Source organism: Pseudomonas sp. GM84 (genome assembly GCF_000282535.1).
Classification (GTDB): domain Bacteria; phylum Pseudomonadota; class Gammaproteobacteria; order Pseudomonadales; family Pseudomonadaceae; genus Aquipseudomonas.
In genome coordinates this window covers 1-20,489 of sequence record NZ_AKJC01000200.1, presented here as the reverse complement: position 1 = coordinate 20,489, position 20,489 = coordinate 1, and the positions used below count along the sequence as shown (strand labels likewise).

The 20,489-nt window shown below is 62.8% G+C and carries 15 protein-coding genes; 9 read left to right on the top strand and 6 right to left on the bottom strand.

Annotation, left to right across the window (positions count from 1 at the left end; genetic code table 11):
- Positions 1-146: 146 nt before the first annotated feature.
- The 3 genes from PMI38_RS16775 to PMI38_RS16765 form a co-directional block, all read right to left on the bottom strand.
- Positions 147-2,957 carry an FAD-binding and (Fe-S)-binding domain-containing protein gene (locus PMI38_RS16775; protein WP_008096247.1) on the bottom strand — a complete coding sequence of 937 codons (2,811 nt, stop codon included), beginning with the start codon at positions 2,955-2,957 and terminating at the stop codon, positions 147-149.
- A 74-nt stretch (positions 2,958-3,031) separates the two neighbouring features.
- On the bottom strand, positions 3,032-4,177 hold the full coding sequence (gene lldD, locus PMI38_RS16770) for an FMN-dependent L-lactate dehydrogenase LldD (RefSeq protein ID WP_008096246.1): 1,146 nt from the start codon (positions 4,175-4,177) through the stop codon (positions 3,032-3,034).
- Positions 4,178-4,240: 63 nt separating this feature from the next.
- Positions 4,241-5,911, bottom strand: a complete 1,671-nt coding sequence (locus tag PMI38_RS16765) for a lactate permease LctP family transporter (RefSeq protein ID WP_008096245.1) — start codon at positions 5,909-5,911, stop codon at positions 4,241-4,243.
- 257 nt (positions 5,912-6,168) lie between these two features.
- Here PMI38_RS16765 and PMI38_RS16760 point away from each other — a divergent pair, with 257 nt between their 5' ends.
- Positions 6,169-6,936 carry a GntR family transcriptional regulator gene (locus PMI38_RS16760; protein ID WP_008096244.1) on the top strand — a complete coding sequence of 256 codons (768 nt, stop codon included), beginning with the start codon at positions 6,169-6,171 and terminating at the stop codon, positions 6,934-6,936.
- 135 nt (positions 6,937-7,071) lie between these two features.
- Here the strand turns inward: PMI38_RS16760 and smpB are convergent, their stop codons facing one another.
- Positions 7,072-7,554, bottom strand: coding sequence for an SsrA-binding protein SmpB (smpB, locus tag PMI38_RS16755; protein ID WP_008096242.1), 483 nt, complete (start codon positions 7,552-7,554; stop codon positions 7,072-7,074).
- Between the two features lie 162 nt (positions 7,555-7,716).
- Here smpB and PMI38_RS16750 point away from each other — a divergent pair, with 162 nt between their 5' ends.
- The gene (locus PMI38_RS16750) at positions 7,717-8,151 is read left to right on the top strand and encodes a type II toxin-antitoxin system RatA family toxin (RefSeq protein ID WP_008096240.1); all 435 of its coding nucleotides are present in this window, start codon (positions 7,717-7,719) and stop codon (positions 8,149-8,151) included.
- Between the two features lie 66 nt (positions 8,152-8,217).
- Here the strand turns inward: PMI38_RS16750 and bamE are convergent, their stop codons facing one another.
- The gene (gene bamE / locus PMI38_RS16745; protein WP_008096238.1) at positions 8,218-8,757 is read right to left on the bottom strand and encodes an outer membrane protein assembly factor BamE; all 540 of its coding nucleotides are present in this window, start codon (positions 8,755-8,757) and stop codon (positions 8,218-8,220) included.
- A 97-nt stretch (positions 8,758-8,854) separates the two neighbouring features.
- On the opposite strand from bamE, the gene fur reads away from it, so the two are divergent.
- Entirely contained in the window at positions 8,855-9,259 is a 405-nt protein-coding gene (fur, locus tag PMI38_RS16740; protein ID WP_008096237.1) for a ferric iron uptake transcriptional regulator, read from the top strand.
- Between the two features lie 193 nt (positions 9,260-9,452).
- On the opposite strand, the gene recN is transcribed toward fur, so the two are convergent.
- A complete protein-coding gene (gene recN, locus PMI38_RS16735; protein ID WP_008096234.1) occupies positions 9,453-11,126 on the bottom strand; it encodes a DNA repair protein RecN in 1,674 nt (557 codons plus the stop codon).
- Positions 11,127-11,317: 191 nt separating this feature from the next.
- Between recN and grpE the strand changes: the two genes are divergently transcribed.
- From grpE to carB, 6 genes are all read left to right on the top strand, one after another.
- Positions 11,318-11,872, top strand: coding sequence for a nucleotide exchange factor GrpE (gene grpE, locus PMI38_RS16730; protein ID WP_008096232.1), 555 nt, complete (start codon positions 11,318-11,320; stop codon positions 11,870-11,872).
- A gap of 101 nt (positions 11,873-11,973) precedes the next feature.
- Positions 11,974-13,899, top strand: a complete 1,926-nt coding sequence (dnaK, locus tag PMI38_RS16725; RefSeq protein ID WP_008096230.1) for a molecular chaperone DnaK — start codon at positions 11,974-11,976, stop codon at positions 13,897-13,899.
- Positions 13,900-14,099: 200 nt separating this feature from the next.
- Positions 14,100-15,224: a molecular chaperone DnaJ gene (gene dnaJ / locus PMI38_RS16720; RefSeq protein ID WP_008096229.1), complete on the top strand. Its 1,125-nt coding sequence runs from the start codon at positions 14,100-14,102 to the stop codon at positions 15,222-15,224.
- 13 nt (positions 15,225-15,237) lie between these two features.
- Positions 15,238-16,044, top strand: coding sequence for a 4-hydroxy-tetrahydrodipicolinate reductase (gene dapB, locus PMI38_RS16715; protein WP_008096228.1), 807 nt, complete (start codon positions 15,238-15,240; stop codon positions 16,042-16,044).
- Between the two features lie 325 nt (positions 16,045-16,369).
- Complete coding sequence (gene carA / locus PMI38_RS16710) at positions 16,370-17,506, top strand: glutamine-hydrolyzing carbamoyl-phosphate synthase small subunit (protein ID WP_008096226.1); 1,137 nt, start codon at positions 16,370-16,372, stop codon at positions 17,504-17,506.
- Between the two features lie 106 nt (positions 17,507-17,612).
- Positions 17,613-20,489: carbamoyl-phosphate synthase large subunit (gene carB / locus PMI38_RS16705; RefSeq protein ID WP_008096223.1), on the top strand; the 2,877-nt coding region annotated here is incomplete at its 3' end.

The following is a 20,489-nucleotide window of genomic DNA, read 5'->3' as shown; positions in this document are numbered from 1 at the left end:
CAAGGCTGACAACCATGGCCTATCAGGCATAGGTACGTTGCAACAAATGTAGGAGCGAGCTTGCTCGCGATGCGCCGCGCGGGCGGCGCTCGATCTTGAGGGCGCCGAAAAACTATCGCCAGGCACCCTCAAGCCATCTCCCAATTTCAAATAGTGCGCGGGCGGGTAACGCGGTCTACCAGGTAGACCAGGCCGTGATAGTCGATCCCGCTATGGCTGGACAACCCAATCTCACACGTCCGGCTGGTAGAAATCCCTTCACTGCAAAACTGCACCGCATCCTTCAGGCTCCGCAGCGAATGCGCATTCAGCTCCGGCGTGGTAAACCCCTTGTCCCCCGCAAACCCACAACAGTGAATCCCTTCCGGAATCACCACCTGCTTGCTGCACCGCCGCGCCAGGTCAATCAGCGCCTGACTCTCGCCAAGGTGCTGGGTACTGCAGGTCACATGCACGGCCACCGGTTCGTCCTGCGGGGTGAACTCCAGCTTGTCCACCAGATGGGTGCGGATGAAGCGCACCGGGTCGTACAGATCCAGCCGAGTGTCGCCCAGATCCTGCACCAACCGCAGGGTACAGGGGCTGGTGTCGCAATAGATCGGATCAAGCCCGCCGCGGCTGGCGTGCAGCAGCGCGTTGATCAGTTCCTGGCGCTTGTGCTCGGCCTGCTCGGGGTAGCCCTTGGACGCGAACGGCTGGCCGCAGCACAGGCTGTCGGCGTTGTCGGGGAACACCACCTGATAGCCGGCTTTCTCCAGCAGGGCGCGGGTCTTGTCGAGCAGTGAGCTTTGCTCGCGGTCGGCATAGGCGGGGCCCATCACCCGCGATACGCAGGCGGCCAGGTACACCACCCGTGGCCGGGCGTCGTTGCTTGCCGGGCCGAAGTCGATGCTGCGCAGGGGCTGCGGCATGGCCGGGGTCCATTGCGGCAGGCGACCTTTGCTGACCTTGCTCAAGGTCGCGCTCACGCGGCCCAGGCGCGGGGCGCCCAGCAATTTGCGGGCGGTGTTGGCGGCAGTGAGGGTCAGGCGAGCGCCGCTCAGTGCGGTGTGGAAGTGCTCGGCCAGCCAGTCGGCGGCCTTGCCATGCTCGGCCGCCTGGCTGCGCAGTTTCTTCACCAGCTCGCCGGTGTTGATGCCCACCGGGCAGCGCTGAGCGCACAGGCCGGTGGCGGCGCAGGTGTCGATGCCTTGGTACTGGTAGGTCTGCAGCAGTTCGCGGGTATCGATGCCGGCGCGTTTCTTGGCCTGGATGTCACGCCACATCACGATGCGCTGGCGGGGGCTGAGGGTCAGGCCCTTGGACGGGCAGACCGGTTCGCAGAAGCCGCATTCGATGCACTTGTCGACGATCTCGTCGGCAGCGGGCAGCGGCTTGAGGTTTTTCAGGTGGATGTCTGGGTCTTCGCTCAGCACCACGTCGGGGTTGAGGATGCCGTTGGGGTCGAGCAGGCGCTTGAGCGCCCACATCAGTTGGTAGGCATCGTGCCCCCACTCCAACTCCACGAACGGCGCCATGTTGCGGCCGGTGCCGTGCTCGGCCTTGAGCGAGCCGCCGAACTCCACGGCCACCAGCTGCGCCACGTCGTCCATGAAGGCCTTGTAACGCGCGACTTCCTCGGCGCTGTTGAAGCCCTGGGTGAAAACGAAGTGCAGGTTGCCCTCCAGGGCATGGCCGAAGATGATCGCTTCGTCATAGTGGTGCTTGTCGAACAGCTGGATCAGGCGATTGACGCCCTCGGCCAGCTGCTCGATGGGGAAGGTCACGTCTTCGATGATCACCGTGGTGCCGGTCTGGCGCACGGCGCCGACCGCGGGGAAGGTGTCCTTGCGGATTTTCCACAGCTGGTTGTACACCACCGGGTCTTCGCTGAAATCGACTTTCTGTTCCAGCGGGTATTCGGCGATGGATGCCATGACCTGGTGCAGTTGCTCGTGCAGCAAACTCTGACTGGCGGCGCGGGACTCGATCAGCAGGGCGCAGGCGTTGTCCGACAGGCCTTTTACCCACAGCGGCATGCCCGGCATGTTCTGCACCGAGCGCAGGCTGCGGCGGTCCAGCAGCTCTACCGCCGACACGGGCTGGCGCTTGAGCACGGTGACGGCGCGGCAGCAGCTTTCCACGCTGGGGAATACCAGCAGCGCGCTGGCCTTGTGCGGGTGATCGGGCACGGTGTCGTAGGTGACGGCACTGATGAAGCCCAAGGTGCCTTCGGAACCGACCAGCAGGTGCTGCAGGATATCCAGCGGCCGGTCGTAGTCCACCAGCGCGTTGAGTGACAGACCTGTGGTGTTCTTCAGCCGGTATTTGTGCCGGATGCGGTCGGCCAGTTGGGTATTGGCGCGGGTTTCACGACCCAGGCGGGCCAGCGATTCGAGCAGGACGGCGTGGCTCTTCTCGAAGGCGGCGACGCTGACCGGGTCTTCACTGTCGAGGCGGGTGCCGTCGGCCAGCACCAGGCGCAGGCCGGCGAGGGTGTGGTAGGTGTTCTGTGCGGTGCCGCAGCACATGCCGCTGGCATTGTTGGCGACAATGCCGCCGATCTTGCAGGCGTTGATCGACGCCGGGTCCGGGCCGATCTTGCGCCCGTAGGGGGCCAGCCAGGCGTTGGCCTGGGCGCCGATCACGCCGGGCTGCAGGCGGATCTGCTCGCCCTCGCCGCGAATCTCTTTACCGCCCCAGTTGTCGCCGAGCACGATCAGCACCGAGTCGCTGATGGCCTGGCCGGAGAGGCTGGTGCCGGCGGCGCGGAAGGTGACCGGCACGCGCTCGCGCTGGGCCAGCTGGATCAGGCCGACCACTTCGTCTTCGGACTCGACGCGCACCACCAGCTTGGGGATCAGCCGGTAGAAACTGGCATCGGTGCCGAAGGCCAATGTCGAGGTCGGGTCGTCGAAGCGGCGTTCGGCGGGAATCAGGTGCTCGACATCACGCAGGAACGCGGCGGGCAGGCTCATGCAATCTCCTCGCGGGGCCACGGCGTCTGGCGCGCCGTGTGCCCCGGTCATTCAGGCGGTGGTGTGGCGGGCGCTCAGGCGCCCAGTTCGCGGACCAGCGAGTCGCGGCTGATCTCGCTGATCGACTTGGCGCCGGTCAGCACCATGGCCACGCGCATTTCCTTCTCGAACAGCTCGAGCAGGTTCTTCACCCCGGCCTGGCCGTGCACGGCCAGGGCCCAGAGGAAGGCGCGGCCGATCAGCACAGTGTCGGCGCCCAGGGCGATCATGCGCACCACGTCGAGGCCGCTGCGGATGCCGGAGTCGGCGAGGATCTTCAGGTCGCCTTTCACCGCGTCGGCAATTGCCGGCAGGGCGCGGGCGCTGGACAGCACGCCGTCGAGCTGGCGGCCGCCGTGGTTGGAGACGACGATGCCGTCGGCACCGAACTTGACCGCGTCACGGGCGTCGTCGGCGTCGAGGATGCCCTTGATGATCATCGGGCCGTCCCAGAATTCGCGGATCCACTCCAGGTCCTTCCAGGAAATCGACGGGTCGAAGTTGTTCCCCAGCCAGCCGATGTAGTCGGCCAGGCCCGTGGGGTTGCCACGGTACTTGGAGATGTTGCCCAGGTCATGCGGGCGGCCCATCACGCCAACGTCCCAGGCCCATTCGGGGTGGGTCATGGCCTGCAGCACGCGGCGCATCGGCCCGTTGGCACCGCTCATGCCGGAGTGGGCGTCGCGGTAGCGGGCGCCGGGCACCGGCATGTCGACGGTGAACACCAGGGTTTTCACGCCGGCGGCCTTGGCTCGCTCAAGGGCATTGCGCATGAAGCCGCGGTCCTTGAGCACGTACAGCTGGAACCACATCGGCCGGTTGATGGCGGGCGCGACTTCTTCGATCGGGCAGACCGAGACGGTCGACATGGTGAACGGAATGCCATGGGCTGCCGCTGCACGCGCCGCCTGCACTTCGCCACGGCGGGCGTACATGCCGGTGAGGCCGACCGGGGCCAGGGCCACGGGCATGCTCAGGGTTTCGTCGAACAGCTTGGTTTCCAGGCTCAGCTCGGACATGTTCTTCAGCACGCGCTGGCGCAGGGCGATGCTGGCCAGGTCCGAGACGTTGTGGCGCAGGGTGTGCTCGGCGTAGGCGCCGCCGTCGGCGTAGTGGAAGAGGAACGGGGGCAGCTTGCGTTGGGCCGCGGCGCGATAGTCGGTGGAGGCGGAAATGATCATGGATTCTCGCAGCGTGGGTTGAAGGAGATGCCAGGCGCGCTCGGGCGCCCGGCCCCTTTCACTTTAGTGATGAACCAGCATGCCGGTCAGCCAGTAAGCCTGGACCAGGGTGATCAGGCCGACGATGGTGGCGAAGAACAGGCTGTGCTTGACGGTGAAGCGGAACAGGTCCGATTCCTTGCCGACCAGGCCGGTGGCGGCGCAGGCCACGGCGATGGACTGTGGCGAAATCATCTTGCCGGTCACGCCGCCGCTGGTGTTGGCGGCCACCAGCAGGGTGTCGTTGACCCCGATCTGGTGCGCGGTGGTGGCCTGCAGCGAGCTGAACAGGGCGTTGGACGAGGTGTCCGAGCCGGTCAGGAACACGCCCAGCCAGCCGAGGAACGGCGAGAAGAACGGGAACGCGGCGCCGGTGCCGGCCAGTACCAGGGCCATGGTCGAAGACATGCCCGAGTAGTTGGTGACGAAGGCGAACGCCAACACCATGCCGATCGACAGGATTGGCCAGCGCAGCTCCCAGAAGGTTTCCTTGAAAGTGGTCAGACCAGTTTTGAAGTTGATCTTCAACACCGCCATGGAGATCAGCGCGGAGAGGAAGATCGCGGTGCCGGTGGCGGAGATCGGGTCGAGCTTGAACACCGCTGGCATGGCGGTCGGCGCGGTGACGATCGGGGCGGTCTTGATCACCAGTTGGTCAAGGTGCGGGATGGCGAAGTTGAACACGAAGTTGTACATCGCGCCGCCTGGCGCGAAGGCCGCCTTGAACGGTTTCAGGGTCCAGATGGTGACCAGTACGGTGAGGATCAGGAATGGCGACCAGGCCTTGAAGATCTCGCCGAAGCTGTACGGGGTCGGCTGGCTGCCGCTCGGTTGCACGACGGCGGCGCCGACGCTGCCCTTGGCTTCGGCGAACGAGCGCTTGGGCTGCCACACTTTCAGGAACAGGGTGAGGCAGATGAGGCTGGCCAGGGCCGAGGTGATGTCCGGCAGCTCAGGGCCGATGAAGTTGGACGTGAAGTACTGGGTCACGGCGAAGCTCAGGCCGGCGACCAGCGCTGCGGGCCAGGTTTCCTTGACGCCGCGCAGGCCGTCCATCATGAACACCAGCCAGAACGGCACGAACAGCGACAGCAGTGGCAGCTGGCGGCCGGTCATGGCGCCGATGTGGAAGGCGTCGATGCCGGTGACCTGGCCGGCCACGATGATCGGGATGCCCAGGGCGCCGAAGGCCACCGGTGCGGTGTTGGCGATCAGGCACAGGCCGGCGGCGTACAGCGGGTTGAAGCCCAGGCCCACCAGCAGTGCAGCGGTGATGGCCACCGGGGCGCCGAAGCCGGCAGCGCCTTCGAGGAAGGCACCGAAGCAGAAGCCGATCAGCAGTACCTGCAGGCGCTGGTCGTCGGTGATCGACAGCACCGAGCTGCGGATCACTTCGAACTGGCCGCTCTTGACCGTGAGTTTGTACAGGAACACCGCGGCAACGATGATCCAGGCAATCGGCCAGAGGCCGTAGAGGAAGCCGTAGCCCGCGGCGGCGAGGGCCATGTCGACAGGCATCTGGAAGGCGAAGATCGCCACCAGGATCGACAGGCCCAGGGTGATGCTGCCGGCGACGTGGCCTTTGAGGCGGAACACGGCGAGGGCGAGGAAGAAGAACACGATAGGGATGACCGCCGCCAGTGCGGACAGACCAAGACTACCAAGCGGGGAATAGAGTTGTTGCCAGGTTTGCATATGGGGTGGCCCCTAATTGTTGTTGGTGTTCGCACTGGCATTGGATAATTGGTAAGACCAATTTACAATGTCTGGTCGCTAGGTTAAAAGCGCGCTTGTCGGTGTGTCAATTTGTCCCGCGCAAAACTTTGGTCGCGTGCCGATGAATGGCTGGCTGATCGCCCGGGAAAATCCGTGGCTGATGGGTGCTGGCGTGGGCCGGATCGGCGAGAATAGGCGCCCCCTGAAATCTGCCGGGGGTTTGTGGAGAGCATGTGATGGTTTTTGATCAGGTCCGCCAACGGCGCCTGTCCGACGACATCGTCGATCGGTTGGAAGGGATGATTCTCGAAGGCACGCTGACCTCCGGGCAGCGGCTGCCGGCCGAGCGCGCCCTTGCCGAACAGTTCGGGGTGTCGCGCCCGTCACTGCGCGAGGCGATTCAGAAGCTGGTGGCCAAGGGCTTGCTGGTCAGTCGCCAGGGTGGCGGCAACTATGTGGCCGAGTCGCTGGGCTCGACGTTCAGTGATCCGCTGTTGCAGTTGCTCGAGCACAGCCCCGAGGCGCAGCGTGATCTGCTGGAGTTTCGTCATACCCTCGAAGCTTCCTGCGCTTATTACGCGGCCCAGCGCGCCACCGAGCCCGATCGTGTTCGGCTGAAAGCGGCTTTCGATACCTTGCAGGACTGCTATTCACGGGCGGACGAGGTAACGCGTGCGGAGGAGGGGGCGGCGGATGCGCGGTTTCACCTGGCGATTGCCGAGGCCAGCCACAATGCCGTTTTGCTGCATACCATTCGCGGGTTGTTCGACCTGCTCAAGCGCAATGTGGTGACCAACATTGGTGGCATGTACCAGCAGCGTACCGAGACGCGCGACATGCTGATCAGTCAGCACCGCGAGTTGTACCTGGCGATTGTCGAGGGCAGGGCGGAGGATGCGCGGGAGGTGTCCAGCCGGCACATTCTGTATGTGCAGGAGGTGCTGGAAGAGGCGCAGGACGAGGCGCAGCGGGTGGCGCGGGCGGAGCGGCGCAGCGGGCGCTAGTGTGGTGTTGTATATGTACTGGCCCTTTCGCGGGACAAGCCCGCTCCCACAGGAATAGCGCCGAACCTGTGTTCAACGCTATTCCTGTGGGAGCGGGCTTGCCCCGCGAAGAGGCCCGAGCAGGCTAAGGAAGTCTTACTCTTCCTTGCCCTTGTTGCGCACCGCACGCTGCAGCTCGCGGTTGGAATCGCGTTCGCGCACAGTGTCGCGCTTGTCGAATTCCTTCTTGCCCTTGCCCAGCGCGATCTCGCACTTGATCAGGTGCTTGCTCCAGTACAGCGCCAGGGCCACGCAGGTGTAGCCCTTTTGCGCCACCGCCGCTTCCACGCGCTCGAGCTCGCGCTTGTTCAGCAGCAGCTTGCGACTACGGATCGGGTCGGCGATGACGTGGGTGCTGGCGGTGGTCAGCGGGGTGATGTGGCTGCCGAACAGCCAGGCTTCGCCATCCTTGAGCAGCACGTAGCTGTCGGTCAGGTGCGCCTTGCCGGCCCGCAGGCTTTTTACTTCCCAACCGGACAGGACCAGTCCGGCCTCGAACTTGTGTTCGATGAAGTAATCGTGTCGCGCTTTCTTGTTTTGCGCGATGGTCCCGGTCGGATGTTTCTTTTGCTTAGCCATAGGGGCGGCATTATAGGCAAGTCACAGCGTCGTCGGCTATGGGATTTCGGTGTGCTTGAGCCACTGCATTGAATACCGGACAATACAGCCCTGTCATACGCACAGAACCTGTTTTCGGCACGCTGCGAAGCGCCGCCACCCAGCCTTGGAAGTGACGCCTGGATGACTACCCATATTCAACGCTCCGCCCTGCTGCCGTACCCTGCCCAGGCGCTTTACGATCTGGTCAACGATGTGGCCAGCTACCCGAAATTCCTGCCCTGGTGTTCGGCCTCGACGGTGATCGAAGCCAGCGAAACGCACATGCGCGCCAAGCTGGAGGTGGCCAAGGGCGGCATGAGCCAGCATTTCGTCACGCGCAATGTGCTGGTCCCGGGGCAGTCCATCGAGATGAACCTGGAAGAGGGGCCGTTCACTCAGCTGCATGGCGTGTGGGTGTTCAAGCCACTGGGTGAAAAGGCCTGCAAGATCAGCCTGGACCTGTCCTTCGATTATGCCGGGCCCATCGTGCGGGCCACCCTGGGGCCACTGTTCAACCAGGCGGCCAATACCCTGGTAGACGCGTTCTGCCAGCGGGCCAAGCAGCTCCATGCCTGATCGCCACTAAAACAGGCGCGCACAAAAAAGCCCGGACTCGTCCGGGCTTTTTCATGTCGCCTGCATTTACTGCGGCGAGGTTTCCAGCGGAGCGGGGGTCGGCACCGGAGTGGTCTCGATGGTGTCGATTTCGCGCTGGATGGATTCTTCCACCGAGCCTGGTTTGGCGGGCTTCTCTGGTTGTTCAGGTTGCGGCGCGGGCTGCTCGGACTGGGTCGTCGGGCTGACCGTGGTGTCGCTGCTGCCACCCAGGATTTCCTGGTCGCGGCTCACGCCAGGCATGAAGTCTCCGGACAGGCTGACCAGTTGGTCGCTGTCGTTGAAGAAGATACTCATGCGTTCTTGCTGGCGTTGTCCGCCACCTGGCTGCAAACTGTACAGGTAGTCCCAACGGTTGGTGTTGAACGTATCCTGAATCAGCGGGTTGCCCATGATAAACCTTACTTGCCGGCGGGTCATTCCGGGGCGTAATTGGTCTATCATGTCTTGCGTAACGACATTGCCCTGCTGGATGTCGATTTTGTAAACCCCGGGAAACGAGCAACCGGCGAGTGCGAGCAGTCCCACTAGGGTGAGGCTGGTTAGCAAGAGCTTGGTGTTTTGCATCGGTGGGCGACTTCCACTATCTTGGCTGGACAACGTAAACCCCGATCATACCCGTATTAAGAGAAGCTGCGAAGCAGCATCGGCGAGAAAGCTGACCATGGTTGAAAATAGCGAATTGCGCAAAGCCGGTCTCAAGGTGACCCTGCCTCGAGTCAAGATCCTACAGATGCTCGATTCGACCGAGCAACGTCACATGAGCGCCGAGGATGTCTACAAGGCGCTGATGGAGGCTGGCGAGGATGTCGGTCTGGCAACCGTCTATCGCGTGCTGACCCAGTTCGAAGCGGCGGGTTTGGTAGTGCGTCACAACTTCGATGGCGGTCACGCGGTGTTCGAGCTGGCGGACGGCGGCCACCACGACCATATGGTCAACGTGGAGACCAGCGAAGTGATCGAATTCATGGATGCCGAAATCGAGCGGCGTCAGAAGGAGATCGTGGCCGAGCATGGCTACGAGTTGGTGGACCATAACCTGGTCCTGTATGTGCGTAAGAAAAAGTAACGATTTAGATCGTTATGAATAGCGAAGGCGACCCTAGGGTCGCCTTTGTGCTTTCTGGGCTGACTGGGATGTGTATAGGTTGTAATGGCCCTATCGCTGGCAAGCCAGCTCCTACAGGTACCCCGCAGACTTCAAGGCATGCGCTGTACCTGTAGGAGCTGGCTTGCCAGCGATAGGGCCAGTACAGGCACCCTCAAACCTTGCCAGACACCACCATCTTGCGCGCATGGGCCAACGATTCCTTGGTCAAATCAATGCCACCCAGCATGCGCGCCACTTCCTCGACCCGCTCGCGCTTGCCCAGGCTGGCCACTGCGGTATGGGTGGTGTCGCTCTTGCGCACCTTGTGCACGAATAAATGATGATGCCCTTGCGCGGCCACCTGCGGCAGGTGGGTCACGGTCAGCACCTGTCCGCGCTCGCCCAGCCGGCGCAGCAGCTGTCCGACGATCTCGGCAGTCGGCCCGCCGATGCCGACATCGACCTCGTCGAACACCAGTGTCGGAATACGCGAGGTTTGCGCGGTGATGACCTGGATCGCCAGGCTGATACGTGACAATTCACCACCCGAAGCCACCTTCGCCAGGCCCTTGAGTGGTTGCCCGGGGTTGGCGCTGACCAGCAGCTCGATCTGCTCCAGGCCGTGGGGAGAAAGGTCGCTGCCTTCGTTAGGCGTGAGCTCGATGCAGAAGCGCCCGCCCGGCATGCCCAGGCGCTGGACTTCCTGTTCCACGGCAATCGCCAATTGCTGTGCAGCCTGCTGGCGCAGGGCGCTCAGCTCGATGGCCCGTTGTTGGTAATGCTGCGCGAAGGCCGCCAACTCTTCACCTAGCCGCTCGATCGACTCATCGCTGGCATTCAGACCTTCCAGTTCTTCCATCAGCCGCTGCTGCAGGTGCGGCAGCTCGGTTGGGTGCACCCGGTGTTTGCGCGCCAGGGTATAGATGGTGTCGAGGCGTTCCTCGAGCGCTTGCAGGCGCATCGGGTCGGCATCGAAATTGTCGAGGAAGCGGTTGAGCTCACCCATCGCTTCTTCTATCTGGATCTGTGCGCTGGCGATCAGGTTTGACGCCTCGCCCAGTGCCTTGGGCGAATTGGTCGCAGCGCCCAGGCGGTTGAGGCTGGAGGTCAGGGCGCTGAGCACGTTGCCCGAGTCGCTCTCGCTGCATTGGTCGATGACCTGGCGGCAGATGCCGAACAGGGCTTCGGCGTTGGTCAGGTTCTTGTGCTCCTGCTCCAGCTGCTCCAGCTCGTTTTCGCCCAGGCCGAGGTTGTCCAGTTCTTCCAGCTGGTAGCTCAGCAGCTGGTGGCGGGCGCGCTGTTCGTCACCGGAGTTGGACAGGCGCTCCAGTTCCAGGCGGGTCTGGTTCCAGCGCTTGGCCGCCAGCTGCACCTGGCGAGCCAGGTCGATGGCGCCCGCGTACTCGTCGAGCAGGCGGCGGTGGGTGTCGGTCTTGAGCAGCGACTGGTGCTCATGCTGGCTGTGGATGTCGATCAGCAGCTCGCCGAGCGCCTTCAGGTCGCCAAGGGGGCAGGGCGTGCCGTTGATGTAGCCACGGCTGCGGCCTTCGGCCGTGATGACGCGGCGCAGGATGCACGGCCCGTCGTTGTCCAGGTCGCGCTCGGCCAGCCAGGTGCGTGCTTCGGGAATGTCCAGCAGGTCGAAGGTGGCGAGGATGTCCGCCTTGTCGGCGCCCGGACGCACCACGCCGCTGTCGGCGCGGTCGCCGAGGGCCAGGCCGAGGGCGTCGAGCATGATCGATTTGCCGGCGCCGGTCTCGCCTGTGATGACCGACATGCCACGGGCAAGTTCGAGGTCGAGGTGTTCGACGATGGCGTAGTTGTGAATGGACAGGTGCACCAGCATGGGGGCGGCTCCCGAAGATCAAGTCTGGTTATTTATACAGTACTTTTTTTGACCCTGCCAATGCCCTCCGGCAGATTTTGTGTGTGCCTGGAAAAGCCACTTGCCCCTTGAAGCTGCTTTTTCCGGCCCCATATAGCCGGCAGACACGGCGAGCTTTGCTCGTACAACAGAAATTACGGAGGAGAGACCCCATGGCTGACGAACAGCTGGATCAAGAAAACCTTAACGCCGAAGCGGCTGGTGCAGAGGATCTCGGTACCCGCGTGCAGGTGCTCGAGGAGCAGCTGGCCGCCGCCAAGGATCAGTCCCTGCGTACCGCTGCCGAGGTGCAGAACATCCGCCGCCGCGCCGAACAGGACGTGGAAAAGGCGCACAAGTTCGCCTTGGAGAAGTTCGCTGGCGACCTGCTGCCGGTGATCGACAGCCTGGAACTGGCCCTGGCCCACTCCAGTGCCGAAGACGAGCAGGTCAAGAAGATCCGTGAAGGCGTCGAACTGACCCTGAAGATGTTCCAGGACACCCTCAAGCGTTACAACCTCGAAGCCATCGACCCGCACGGCCAGCCGTTCAACGCCGAGCATCACCAGGCGATGGCCATGCAGGAAAGCGCCGAGCTGGAGCCGAACAGCGTGCTGAACGTGTTCCAGAAGGGCTACCTGCTCAACGGCCGCCTGCTGCGCCCCGCCATGGTGGTGGTCAGCAAGGCGCCGGCCGCTGCGCAACCTTCGATCGATGAGAAGGCTTGAAATCCGCTGGGGCATCCCCATCTAGGTGTCAAGCCTTCAAGTATTTCCGCAGTTGGCCAACGTAGTCGCTGCTACCAAATTCAAGTTTCGGGAGAGTAAACATGGGCAAAATCATCGGTATCGACCTGGGGACCACCAACTCGTGCGTCTCCATTCTGGAAAACGGTAACGTCAAGGTCATCGAAAACGCCGAAGGTGCGCGTACCACCCCTTCGATCGTGGCCTACGCCAATGACGGCGAAATCCTGGTCGGTCAGTCGGCCAAGCGCCAGGCTGTGACCAACCCGCACAACACCCTGTTCGCAGTGAAGCGCCTGATTGGCCGCCGCTTCGAAGAAGATGTCGTGCAGAAAGACATCAAGCTGGTGCCCTACAAGATCGTCAAGGCGAACAACGGTGACGCCTGGGTCGAGGCTGCTGGCAAGGAAATGGCTCCGCCGCAGATCAGCGCCGAAGTCCTGAAGAAAATGAAGAAGACCGCCGAAGACTACCTCGGCGAGCCAGTTACCGAAGCGGTCATCACCGTTCCGGCCTACTTCAACGACAGCCAGCGTCAGGCCACCAAAGACGCCGGCCGCATCGCGGGCCTGGACGTAAAACGTATCATCAACGAGCCGACCGCCGCTGCGCTGGCTTACGGCATGGACAAGGCCAAGGGCGACCACACCGTCATCGTTTATGACCTGGGTGGTGGTACCTTCGACGTCTCGGTCATCGAAATCGCCGAAGTCGACGGTGAGCACCAGTTCGAAGTACTGGCCACCAACGGCGACACCTTCCTGGGTGGCGAAGACTTCGACATGCGCCTGATCGACTACCTCGTCGACGAGTTCAAGAAAGAGTCCGGCATGGACCTGAAGAACGATCCGCTGGCCCTGCAGCGTCTGAAAGAAGCCGCTGAAAAGGCCAAGATCGAGCTGTCGTCCACGCAGTCGACCGACGTCAACCTGCCGTACATCACTGCAGATGCCACCGGTCCTAAGCACCTGAACGTGAAGATCTCCCGCGCCAAGCTGGAGTCGCTGGTCGAAGACCTGGTCAACCGTACCATCGAGCCTTGCCGCATCGCCCTGAAAGATGCCGGCATCGACGCGAGCAAGATCGACGACGTGATCCTGGTCGGCGGTCAGACCCGTATGCCAATGGTGCAGAAAGCCGTTGCCGACTTCTTCGGCAAGGAAGCACGTAAGGACGTCAACCCGGACGAAGCAGTTGCCATGGGTGCTGCCATTCAGGGCGCGGTGCTGGCCGGTGACGTGAAAGACGTACTGCTGCTGGACGTCAGCCCGCTGACCCTGGGTATCGAAACCATGGGCGGCGTGATGACTGCGCTGATCGAGAAGAACACCACCATCCCGACCAAGAAGTCGCAGGTGTTCTCGACTGCCGACGACAACCAGGGCGCCGTGACCATTCACGTGCTGCAAGGTGAGCGTAAGCAGGCTGCGCAGAACAAGTCGCTGGGCAAGTTCGACCTGGCTGACATTCCGCCAGCACCACGTGGTGTTCCGCAGATCGAAGTGACCTTCGACATCGACGCCAACGGCATCCTGCATGTTGGTGCGAAAGACAAGGCTACTGGCAAGACTCAGTCGATCGTGATCAAGGCCAACTCCGGTCTGTCGGACGAAGAGATCGAGCGCATGGTGCGTGACGCCGAGGCCAACGCCGAGGAAGACCGCAAGTTCGAAGAGCTGGCCGCTGCCCGTAACCAGGGTGACGCGCTGGTTCACTCGACCCGCAAGATGGTCGTTGACGCCGGTGACAAGGTCACTGCCGAAGAGAAGACTGCCATCGAGGCTGCCGTGGTTGCCCTGGAAGCCGCTGTCAAAGGCGACGACAAGGCTGCCATCGACGCCAAGGTCGAAGAGCTGTCGAAGGTCTCGGCTCCGGTTGCTCAGAAGATGTACGCCGAGCAGCAGGCTGAACAGCCTCAGGGCGGCGCCCAGCAGGCCGAGCCGGAAGCCAAGCACGATGACGTGGTTGACGCCGAGTTCGAAGAAGTAAAAGACAACAACAAGCAGTAATCCCTGCATGTTGTCGGCCAGCTCACCGCCGTTTGGCGGTGAGCTGGTAGGATGTCGCCGCGCGGGGGCTTGCTCCCGCGTTGGTGTGTCTGGAATACGAGAATTTTTACAGCATCTGTCAAGGCCCACGGGGCGGCAGGTGCTGCGGCACAGCGCATAGCGCAGAGGTATGCCGAACGCCCCTAAGAGTGCAATGACCTATGGCAAAGCGTGATTATTATGAGGTCCTCGGTGTCGAGCGTGGCGCCAGCGAAGGTGATCTCAAAAAGGCCTATCGCCGCCTGGCGATGAAGTACCACCCTGACCGCAACCCAGGTGACAAAGAGTCGGAAGAGCAGTTCAAGGAGGCCAACGAGGCCTACGAAGTGCTGTCCGATGCCAGCAAGCGCGCGGCATACGACCAGTACGGTCATGCCGGCGTCGACCCGAGCATGGGTGGCGGTGGTGCCGGCTTCGGCGGCGCCAACTTCTCCGACATCTTCGGTGATGTCTTCAGTGATTTCTTCGGTGGCGGCCGCGGCGGCTCGCGTGGCGGCGCCCAGCGCGGCAGCGACCTGCGCTACACCCTGGAGTTGAACCTGGAAGAAGCGGTGCGTGGCACCACGGTCAATATCCGCGTTCCCACGCTGGTCAACTGCAAGCCCTGCGATGGCTCCGGCGCCAAGAAGGGCTCGACCCCGTCCACTTGCCCGACCTGTGGCGGTATCGGCCAGGTGCGCATGCAGCAAGGCTTCTTCTCGGTGCAGCAGACCTGCCCGCGCTGCCATGGCCAAGGCAAGATCATCACCGACCCGTGCGGCTCGTGCCACGGCGAAGGTCGCGTCGAGGAATACAAGACCCTGTCGGTCAAGGTGCCGGCTGGCGTCGACACTGGCGACCGCATTCGTCTGTCTGGCGAAGGCGAGGCGGGCACCCACGGTGGCCCGACCGGCGACCTGTATGTAGTGATCAATGTGCGCGAGCACGAGATCTTCCAGCGTGACGGCAAGCACCTGTATTGCGAAGTACCGATCAGCTACACCGATGCTGCCCTGGGTGGTGAGCTGGAAGTGCCGACGCTGGATGGTCGGGTGAAGCTGAAAATCCCGGAAGGCACCCAGACCGGCAAGCAGTTCCGTCTGCGCGGCAAGGGTGTGGCGCCGGTGCGTGGCGGTGGTGCGGGTGACCTGCTGTGCCGCGTCGCGGTCGAGACCCCGGTCAACCTCAGCCGTCGTCAGCGCGAGCTGCTCGAAGAGCTGCGTGATTCGCTCGAGGGCGACAGCTCTCACTCGCCAAAGGCCAGTGGCTGGTTCGATGGCGTGAAGCGCTTCTTCGGCGATCTCTGATAAGGAAATGGCTATGCGACGTATTGCAGTGATGGGCGCGGCTGGGCGGATGGGCAAGACCCTCGTCGAGGCCGTGCAGCAACAGGCACCGCTGGCCGGTTTGACCGCCGCGGTCGATCGCCCCGACAGCTCGCTGGTCGGCGCCGATGCAGGCGAGCTGGCGGCCCTGGGCCGTATCGGTGTGCCGATCTCCGACGACCTGACCAAGGTGGCCGAAGAGTTCGATGTGCTGATCGACTTCACCCATCCTTCGGTAACCCTGAAGAACCTGGCGTTCTGCCGCAAGGCAGGCAAGGCCATGGTGATCGGCACCACGGGCTTCACGCCCGAGGAAAAGCAACTGCTGGTCGAAGCGGGCAAGGAAATCCCGATCGTGTTCGCGGCCAACTTCAGCGTTGGCGTCAACCTGTGCCTGAAGCTGCTGGATACCGCAGCACGGGTGCTGGGTGATGACGTGGACATCGAGATCCTTGAGGCGCATCACCGGCACAAGGTCGATGCGCCGTCGGGTACCGCGCTGCGCATGGGTGAAGTGGTTGCCCAGGCCCTGGGCCGTAACCTGCAGGAAGTGGCCGTTTACGGTCGCGAAGGGCAGACCGGTGCACGCGAGCGCCAGACCATCGGTTTTGCCACGGTGCGTGCCGGTGATGTGGTCGGTGACCATACCGTGCTGTTCGCTGCAGAAGGCGAGCGTGTGGAGATCACCCACAAGGCGTCCAGCCGCATGACCTTTGCCAAGGGTGCGGTGCGTGCGGCGCTGTGGCTGGAGGGTCGCGAGCCGGGCCTGTATGACATGCAGGATGTGCTTGAGCTGCGCTGAGTCTTGTAGCGTTGCTGATGGCCCTGTCGCCGGCAAGCCGGCTCCCACAGGTACGGCGCATGCCTTGAGGTTTGCAGGGTATTCGTGGGAGCTGGCTTGCCAGCGATGGGGTACGAAGCGCCCCTTGTCGCAATCATGTGTTTTAGAGACACATATACGGTAGACCCAAAACGCACTTTTCTGTAAGCTACAGCTTTAGTGTGTCCACTAAAAGCGCGCAGCGAATTGAATTCAGCACATAAAAGCGGGGTGACGTGTCCATACGTCACTCCGCTTTTTTGCAACCTGCGATCGCCCTTTCATGCTTGATTTACGGGAGGTCTTCTTGACAAAGCCAGCCATACTCGCCCTTGCCGACGGCAGTATTTTTCGCGGTGAAGCCATTGGTGCCGACGGTCAGACCGTTGGTGAGGTGGTATTCAACACCGCTATGACCGGCTACCAGGAAATCCTTACAGACCCTTCCTACGCGCAGCAAATCGTTACCCTGACCTACCCGCACATCGGCAACACCGGCACCACGCCGGAAGACGCCGAGTCGAACCGCGTCTGGTCCGCTGGCCTGGTCATTCGTGACCTGCCGCTGCTGGCCAGCAACTGGCGTAACACCCAGTCGCTGCCTGAGTACCTCAAGGCCAACAATGTCGTCGCCATCGCTGGCATCGACACCCGTCGCCTGACCCGTATCCTGCGTGAAAAGGGCGCCCAGAACGGTTGCATCCTCGCCGGTGACAACATCAGCGAAGAAGCCGCCATCGCCGCTGCCCGCGCCTTCCCAGGCCTGAAGGGCATGGACCTGGCCAAGGTCGTTTCCACCAAGGAAAGCTACGAGTGGCGCTCCAGCGTGTGGGAGCTGAAAACCGACAGCCACCCGACCATCGAAGCCGCCGACCTGCCGTACCACGTGGTTGCCTTCGACTACGGCGTCAAGCTGAACATCCTGCGCATGCTGGTCGCCCGTGGCTGCCGCGTGACCGTGGTGCCAGCCCAGACTCCGGCCAGCGAAGTGCTCGCCCTCAACCCTGATGGCGTGTTCCTGTCCAACGGCCCTGGCGATCCCGAGCCATGCGACTACGCGATCCAGGCGATCAAGGAAATCCTTGAAACCGAGATCCCGGTATTCGGCATCTGCCTCGGCCACCAGCTGCTGGCCCTGGCCTCCGGCGCCAAGACCGTCAAGATGGGCCATGGCCACCACGGTGCCAACCACCCGGTCCAGGACCTGGACACCGGCGTGGTCATGATCACCAGCCAGAACCACGGCTTCGCCGTCGACGAAGCTACCCTGCCGGGCAATGTCCGCGCCATCCACAAGTCGCTGTTCGACGGTACCCTGCAGGGCATCGAGCGCACCGACAAGTGCGCGTTCAGCTTCCAGGGCCACCCTGAAGCGAGCCCAGGCCCGACCGACGTCGCGCCACTGTTCGATCGTTTCACCGATGCCATGGCCAAGCGCCGCTGAGCATCCTGCATCAAGGCCCCGGGGCGGCTCGCGCCGCGCCCGGAAGCGCCTGACCCAGATTGTTCAAGACGGCTTGCCGACTGACCCGCGGATTTGAGTGACAACCATGCCAAAACGTACAGACATCAAAAGCATCCTGATTCTCGGCGCTGGCCCGATCGTGATCGGCCAGGCCTGCGAATTCGACTACTCCGGCGCCCAGGCCTGTAAAGCCCTGCGCGAGGAAGGTTTCCGCGTCATCCTGGTGAACTCCAACCCAGCCACCATCATGACCGACCCGTCGATGGCCGACGCTACCTACATCGAGCCGATCAAGTGGCAGTCGGTGGCCAAGATCATCGAAAAAGAACGCCCGGACGCGGTGCTGCCGACCATGGGTGGCCAGACCGCACTGAACTGCGCCCTGGACCTGGAGCGCCATGGCGTTCTGGAGAAGTTCGGCGTAGAGATGATCGGCGCCAACGCCGACACCATCGACAAGGCTGAAGACCGTTCGCGCTTCGACAAGGCGATGAAGGACATCGGCCTGGAGTGCCCGCGCTCCGGTATCGCCCACAGCATGGAAGAGGCCAATGCGGTCCTCGAAAAGCTCGGCTTCCCGTGCATCATTCGCCCGTCGTTCACCATGGGCGGCACCGGTGGTGGTATTGCCTACAACCGTGAAGAGTTCGAAGAAATCTGCACTCGCGGTCTGGACCTGTCGCCGACCAAAGAGCTGCTGATCGACGAATCGCTGATCGGCTGGAAAGAGTACGAGATGGAAGTGGTCCGCGACAAAAAGGACAACTGCATCATCGTCTGCTCGATCGAGAACTTCGACCCGATGGGCGTGCACACCGGTGACTCGATCACCGTTGCTCCAGCGCAGACCCTGACCGACAAGGAATACCAGATCATGCGCAACGCCTCGCTGGCGGTGCTGCGTGAAATCGGTGTCGAAACCGGTGGTTCCAACGTGCAGTTCGGTATCTGCCCGAACACTGGCCGCATGGTCGTGATCGAGATGAACCCGCGCGTTTCGCGTTCGTCCGCCCTGGCTTCCAAGGCCACCGGCTTCCCGATCGCCAAGATCGCTGCCAAGCTGGCCATTGGTTACACCCTCGACGAACTGCAGAACGACATCACTGGCGGCCGCACCCCGGCTTCCTTCGAGCCGTCGATCGACTACGTCGTCACCAAGCTGCCGCGCTTTGCCTTCGAGAAATTCCCGAAAGCCGACGCCCGCCTGACCACCCAGATGAAATCCGTGGGTGAAGTCATGGCCATCGGCCGTACCTTCCAGGAATCCCTGCAGAAAGCCCTGCGCGGCCTGGAAGTCGGTGCTTGTGGTCTCGATCCGAAAGTCGACCTGGCCAGCCCTGAAGCTGCCGGCATCCTCAAGCGCGAGCTGACCGTGCCGGGCGCCGAGCGTATCTGGTACGTGGCTGACGCCATGCGTTCGGGCATGACCTGCGAAGAAATCTTCGCCCTGACCGGCATCGACATGTGGTTCCTGGTTCAGATGGAAGATCTGATCAAGGAAGAAGAGAAGGTCAAGACCCTGGCCCTGTCGGCCATCGACAAGGACTACATGCTGCGCCTCAAGCGCAAGGGCTTCTCGGACCAGCGTCTGGCCAAGCTGCTCGGCATCACCGACAAGAACCTGCGTCGTCACCGCCACAAGCTGGAAGTGTTCCCGGTGTACAAGCGCGTCGACACCTGCGCCGCCGAGTTCGCCACCGACACCGCCTACCTGTACTCGACCTATGAGGAAGAGTGCGAGGCCAACCCGTCGACCCGCGACAAGATCATGATCCTGGGTGGCGGCCCGAACCGTATCGGCCAGGGCATCGAGTTCGACTACTGCTGCGTGCACGCGGCCCTGGCGCTGCGTGAAGACGGTTACGAGACCATCATGGTCAACTGCAACCCGGAAACCGTCTCCACCGACTACGACACCTCCGACCGCCTGTACTTCGAGCCGCTGACCCTGGAAGACGTGCTGGAAGTCTGCCGCGTCGAGAAGCCGAAGGGCGTCATCGTCCACTACGGTGGCCAGACTCCGCTGAAACTGGCTCGCGCCCTGGAAGAGGCCGGCGTACCGATCATCGGTACCAGCCCGGACGCCATCGACCGCGCCGAAGACCGCGAGCGCTTCCAGCAGATGGTTCAGCGCCTGAACCTGCTGCAGCCGCCAAACGCCACCGTGCGCAGCGAAGACGAAGCCATCCGCGCCGCGGGTGGTATCGGTTACCCGCTGGTCGTGCGCCCGTCCTACGTACTGGGCGGCCGTGCCATGGAGATCGTCTACGAGCTGGACGAGCTCAAGCGCTACCTGCGTGAAGCGGTACAGGTTTCCAACGACAGCCCGGTGCTGCTCGACCACTTCCTCAACTGCGCCATCGAGATGGACGTGGATGCGGTCTGCGACGGCACCGACGTGGTGATCGGCGCGATCATGCAGCACATCGAACAGGCCGGCGTTCACTCCGGTGACTCGGCGTGCTCGCTGCCACCTTACTCGCTGAGCAAGGAAGTGCAGGACGAAGTCCGCGTACAGGTCAAGAAAATGGCCCTGGAGCTGGGCGTTGTCGGCCTGATGAACGTGCAGCTGGCCCTGCAGGGCGACAAGATCTACGTGATCGAAGTCAACCCGCGCGCCTCGCGTACCGTGCCGTTCGTCTCCAAGTGCATCGGCACTTCCCTGGCGATGATCGCGGCCCGCGTCATGGCCGGCAAAACCCTGAAAGAGCTGGGCTTCACCCAGGAAATCATCCCGAACTTCTACAGCGTCAAGGAAGCCGTCTTCCCGTTCGCCAAGTTCCCAGGGGTTGACCCGATCCTCGGCCCTGAGATGAAATCCACCGGTGAAGTCATGGGTGTCGGCGACAGCTTCGGTGAAGCCTTCGCCAAAGCCCAGATGGGTGCCAGCGAAGTGCTGCCAACCGGCGGTACCGCGTTCATCAGCGTGCGTGACGACGACAAGCCGCAAGTGGCTGGGGGT